Here is a 4,691-nt window from a genome sequence, read left to right on the forward strand (position 1 = left end):
TGGTGATGGCGCGCTTCTGCGCCCGGGTGCGCAAGCAGCCGGACCTGCCGGCGGTGTCCATGAAGGACGTCTACCAGCATCCGACGATCACGGCACTGGCCGGGGCCCTGGCGCCGCCGGTGCCGGTGCCGGCGGCCGTGCAGGACCGGCTGGCCGAGGTGCTGACCGGGGTGCTTGGCGTGGACCAGGTGCCGGTCGACGCCGACTTCTTCGCCGATCTGGGTGCGGACTCGATGGTCATGGCGCGGTTCTGCGCCCGGGTGCGCAAGCAGCCGGACCTGCCGGCGGTGTCCATGAAGGACGTCTACAGCCATCCGAACATCGCCGCCCTCGCCGCGGTGCTGCAGGGCCCCGCGGAACAGGACCAGCCGCAGGAGCCTGATCCCGTCGTGGCCTCCGTGCCGTCGACACCGCCGCCCATGGACGCGCGGACGTGGGAGTACCTCACCTGTGGCGCCCTGCAGGTGCTCGTCTACCTCGGCTACTGTCTGCTCGCCGGCGCGGTCGCGGTCTGGGGGTACCTGTGGGTGTTCCCGGCCGCGGGGCCGGGCAGCCACCACTGGGTGGGCCACGGGATGGGCTTCGGGGAGCTCTACCTGCGGTCGGTCGCCCTCGGCGCGGCCACGTTCCTGCTGCTGTGCATCCTGCCAGTGGCGGGAAAGTGGATTCTCATCGGGCGCTTCCGGCCCCGGGAGATCCGGATCTGGAGCCTGGGCTACTTCCGGTTCTGGCTGGTCAAGACCCTGATGCGCACCTCGCCCCTCGCGCTCATGACCGGTTCCCCGCTGACGACCTTCTACCTCCGGGCCATGGGCGCCAAGGTCGGCCGCAACGTCACGATCCTGACCACCCACCTGCCGGTCTGCACCGACCTGATCACGATCGGGGAAGGGACGGTGATCCGCAAGGACGTGTACTCCAACGGCTACCGGGCACACGGCGGCGTCATCCAGACCGGCGCGGTGACGCTGGGCCGGGACGTGATCGTCGGCGAGGGCAGCGTCCTGGACGTCGAGACGACTATGGGAGACGGCTCCCAGCTGGGCCACCGGTCCACGCTGTACACCGGCCAGGCCGTGCCCGCGGGCGAGCACTGGCACGGCTCGCCGGGCAGGCCCACCGAGACGGACTTCGCCACGGTGGCCGCGGCACCCTACCGACCGGGGCGGCGCGCCGTGTACGCCGCAGCACAGCTGCTGGCCACGCTCGCGCTGGGCCGCGTCATGGTGGGGCTGACCCTGATCCTGGCCGTCCTGGCGTTCCCGCGCGTGGCCGCGCTCCTGGAGTCGCAACCGCACGCGTTCACCAACTGGGTCTTCTACGCCGACGCCGTCGCCTTCGCCGGCGTGGGCGTCCTCGGCGGAACGATCGTGATGCTGCTCATCACGACGACCGTGCCGCGGGTGCTCCAGCTCTTGCTGAAGCCGGACACGGTGTACCCGCTGTTCGGACTGCGGCACGCGGCCGAGCGGGGCGTGGAGAGGCTGACCAACAGGCCCATCCTCAGCACGCTGTTCGGCGACAGCTCGTACGTCGTGAACTACGTGCGGGCCCTCGGGTACCAGCAGCCGCACGTCCAGCAGACTGGCTCGAACCTGGGCACGCTGTTCAAGCACGACAACCCGTACCTGTCGACGATCGGCACCGGCACGATGATCGCCGATGGGGTCTCGTTCATGAACACCGACTACTCGCCCACGTCGTTCAAGATCAGCCCGGTGACGGTCGGCGCGCACAGCTTCCTCGGCAACTTCGTGCTCTACCCCGCCGGGGCCAGGACCGGGGACAACTGTCTGCTCGCCACCAAGGTGATGGTCCCCGTAGACGGACCGGTGCGCCAGGACGTGGGTCTGCTCGGATCGCCGGCGTTCGAGATCCCCCGCTCGGTCCTGCGGGACGCCCCGCTCGAGGAGCACGCGGACCCCGCCCGGTTCCGCCGGGCCCTCTCGGCCAAGAACAAGCACAACCTGCGCACGATGGTCCTCTTCCTGCTGGTGCGGTGGCTCAACGCGTCGCTGGCCATGCTGGCCGCGTTCGCCGCCCTCGAGCTGTCCGACAGGTTCGGTGTCCTGGCCCTCTCGGCGTCGTTCGTCGTGATGCTCGTGGTCGGGCTGTTGGTCCCCATCGTGATCGAGAACGTCATGACGCGGTTCCGGGGACTTCAACCCCAACTCTGCTCCATCTACCACCCGTACTTCTGGTGGCACGAGCGGTACTGGAAGCTGCAGATCGTCAACCTCCGCATGAACATGCTCAACGGGACGGCGTTCAAGCCGCTCGTCTGGCGGCGGCTGGGCGTGCGGATGGGGAGCCGGGTCTTCGACGACGGCTGCTCGATCCCCGAGCGGAGCCTGGTGACGATCGGTTCCCGCTGCACGCTGAACGCCGGGACCAACATCCAGTGCCACTCCCAGGAGGACGGCATGTTCAAGTCCGACCAGGACGTCATCGGTGACGACGTCACGGTCGGCGTCGCCGCCCTCGTCCACTACGGCGTGACCGTCGAGGACGGCGTCGTCGTCGCCACCGACTCCTTCGTGATGAAAGGGGAGGCCCTCGCCCGGGGCTCCCTGTGGGCCGGCAACCCGGCCGTCGAGGCCCGTGCCGCCGCAACGTCCCCCGCCACCCCGGAAAGGTCCCTGTCATGACCACCACCCGTGTGCTCACCTGCCGGGCCGTCGCCGAGCAGACGCCGGAACCGGCCCTCGGCCGTCCAGCCCTCCCCGGGACCGCACCGACGCAGATCCCTCGGTGGACGCAGGACCGCCGGCCGGGTCAGGCGCAGGTCGAGGTGGCGGTGCCCGAGGACCTGCGCACCGCCGTGCGGTCCCTGGCCCGGGACTGGGAGGTGGCACCGGGCGCGATCTGGCTGGCGGCCCACGCGAGGGTGCTCCAGGCCTTGTCGGGCGAGCAGGAGGTCACCACCGGTTGCCGGGACGCGGCGGGCTCCTGGCCGTGCACCCTCGACCTGGGCCGGCCGTCCTGGCGAGCCCTGGTCCGCGAGGCGCACGCCCGGCGGACCCAGGCCCGCGCCGAACCGTCTGGACGGGGGCAGGCTCCGCATCAGGAGGGTTCTGCGGCGTACGAGGTGGTCCTCGACACCGGCCAGGACGCCGGTGTCGAGCTGCCGGAGGGCGTCGTGCTCGGTGTGCTCCTCCGGCAGTCGACCGGGGGCGAGGTGCTCCGCCTGCGGTACCGACAGGACGTCCTCGACGCCGGTGCCGCCCTGAGGATCGCCGGCTACCACCTGACCGCGCTCCGCCACCTGGTGACCGACCCCGACGCGGAGCCCGTGGACGCCGACCTGGTTGCGCCGGACGAACGGCGTCTCCAGCTCGAGCAGCTGGCCGGGCCCGTGCGGCCCCGGCCCCGGCGACGCTTCCACGAGCTCTTCGAGGAGCGCGTCCGGCAGCATCCCAAGCGCCTCGCGGCCGTCCAGGACACGCGACAGTGGACGTACGCCGAGCTCAACGCCCGCGCCAACCGGATCGCCCGCGCCCTGCTCGCGCGCGGACTCCGGGCGGAGGACGTCGTGGCGGTCGTCGCCGAGCGGGACCTGGAGTGGATGGCCGCCGTCATCGGCATCCTCAAGGCCGGCGGCGCGTACCTGCCGCTCGAACCGCACTTCCCACCCGACCGCATCGCCAGGACGCTCACCCGGGCCGGGTGCCGGACGGTGCTGACCGAGGAGGGCAGCACCACCTCCCTGGACGGGGCGCTCGCCGGGATGCCGGCCGTGACGACACTCCGCGTCGAGGACGTCGAGGCCGAAGGACACGCGACCCACGACCTCGGCCTGGAGGTGCGTCCGGACCAGCTCGCGTACATCTATTTCACCTCGGGCTCCACGGGTGAGCCGAAGGGCGCGATGTGCGAGCACGACGGGATGCTGAACCACCTGTACGCCAAGATCGAGGACCTGGGGATCGGACCCGGCGACGTCGTGGCCCAGAGCGCCCCCCAGTGCTTCGACATCTCCCTGTGGCAGCTGGTCTCGGCCCTGCTCGTCGGCGGCCGCACCCTCATCGTCGGCCAGGACCGGATCCTCGACGTCGAGCGGTTCGTCGACACGGTGGAACAGGGCCAGGTCGCCGTCTTCCAGGTCGTCCCCTCGTACCTGGACGCGGTGGTGGCCTACCTGGAGGGCAGGCCGCGCGACCTGCCCCGTCTTCGCAGCGTCTCGGCGACCGGGGAGGCCCTGAAGCAGGAGCTGGTCCGCCGCTGGTTCGACGTGCTGCCCGACGTCAAGCTCGTCAACGCCTACGGGCTGACGGAGACCTCGGACGACACGAACCACGAGGTGATGAGCGCCGCGCCGGCGGGCGATCACGTGCCACTGGGCCGTCCGGTCCCGAACGTGCGGATCCACCTCCTCGACGAGCGGCAGCGGCTCGTGCCGCTCGGAGCACCGGGCGAGATCGCCTTCTCCGGAGTGTGCGTGGGCCGCGGGTACGTCAACGACCCGGAGCGGACGGCACAGGCGTACTCCACCGATCCCCATGTGGACGGCGCGCGGCTCTACCGGGCGGGCGACTACGGTCGCTGGTCGCCGGACGGCAGGCTCGAGTACCTGGGCCGGCGGGACAACCAGGTCAAGATCTCCGGGTTCCGGATCGAGATCGGCGACATCGAGAACGCCCTCCTGCGGGTTCCCGGAGTCCGCGACGGGGCGGTCGTCGTGGCGGAGCGAC

2 protein-coding genes are annotated in these 4,691 nt (G+C 71.1%); both read left to right on the plus strand.

Features of this window, described 5'->3' with window-relative positions:
• Positions 1 to 2,648, plus strand: a 2,648-nt coding sequence (locus tag RIF68_RS27870) for a Pls/PosA family non-ribosomal peptide synthetase (protein WP_309054061.1), incomplete at its 5' end; no start/stop codon positions are given.
• A partial coding sequence (locus RIF68_RS27875; protein ID WP_309054062.1) for an amino acid adenylation domain-containing protein occupies positions 2,645 to 4,691 on the plus strand: 2,047 nt, incomplete at its 3' end. The genes RIF68_RS27870 and RIF68_RS27875, both read left to right, overlap by 4 nt.

The sequence above is a fragment of the Streptomyces sp. genome, assembly GCF_031178505.1.
In the GTDB taxonomy this organism is placed as follows: domain Bacteria; phylum Actinomycetota; class Actinomycetes; order Streptomycetales; family Streptomycetaceae; genus Streptomyces; species Streptomyces gulbargensis.